We start from the raw sequence: 997 nt of genomic DNA, 5'->3' as shown, positions 1-997 counted from the left end.
GGATCGAGCGCCGCCGGCCGCCCCGTGTCGGCCGGCGGGCGTCCCTGCGCGGCGAGCGGCGCGGCGGCGAGCGCGGCGCCGACGGCCACCGCCACGACCGCGCGCATCAGTGGCGCAGGTTCGTGGCCTCCGCGAACCGCTCCATCAGCGCGCGCTGCTCGTCGGTCAGCCCCTCGGGGACGGTGATCGTGGTCTCGACGATCATGTCGCCGCGGTGCTCGCCCTTGGGGATCCCCTGCGCGCGGATGCGGAAGCGGCGCCCCGACGCGGTGCCGGGCGGGATGCGCACCGCGACCTTCTTCCCGTCGAGCGTCTTCACGCTGATCTTCGAGCCGAGCGTGGCCTGCGCGACGTTGAGCGGCACGGTGGCGACGACGTCGAGCCCCTCGCGCTTGAAGAAGCGGTCGGGCGTCACCGAGAAGGTGATCACGAGGTCGCCCGGCGGCCCGCCCTTGGGCCCCTTCCCCCCCTGCCCCTTGAGGCGCACGCGCGTCCCGGTGTCGGCGCCCTCGGGGACGGTGACGAGCACCTTGCGGCGCGTGCGCACCTGTCCCGCGCCCCTGCACGTCGGGCACGGCTCCGACGGGATCTGCCCGCGGCCGAGGCACATGGGGCACGGGCGGTTCACCGCGAAGCCGCCCTGCCCGAACGAGATCGTGCCGCGCCCCGTGCACTCGGGGCACGTCTTGACCGACGCGCCGGGCGCGCCGCCGGTGCCGCGGCAGGTCCCGCACTCCTCGGTGACCTCGAGCTCCACCGGCACCTTGCCGCCGAGCGCCGCGGTGCGGAACGGGATCTCGACGTTGGTCTCGACCGTCTGCCCGGACTCCGCGGCGCCGCGCGCGCCGGGACGGGCGCCCGCCGCGCCGGCGGCGCCGCCGAAGATCGAGCTGAAGATGTCGCCGAAGCCGCCGATCCCGCCGATGTCGATGTTCGAGAAGTCGAACGTCTGCCCGCCCGGGCCGCCCGGCGCCCCGCCCGACGACGAGCCGCCGCG

1 protein-coding gene is annotated in these 997 nt (G+C 76.2%); it reads right to left on the bottom strand.

The features are described from left to right. Nucleotides 1-106: 106 nt before the first annotated feature. On the bottom strand, nt 107-997 hold an 891-nt coding region (locus PYV61_RS25765), incomplete at its 5' end, for a DnaJ C-terminal domain-containing protein (RefSeq protein WP_275836747.1).

It is taken from the genome of Roseisolibacter sp. H3M3-2 (assembly GCF_029211165.1).
Taxonomy (GTDB): domain Bacteria; phylum Gemmatimonadota; class Gemmatimonadetes; order Gemmatimonadales; family Gemmatimonadaceae; genus Roseisolibacter.
Note: the sequence above shows the minus strand (reverse complement) of the source record. Positions and strands in the feature narration are given on the sequence as shown.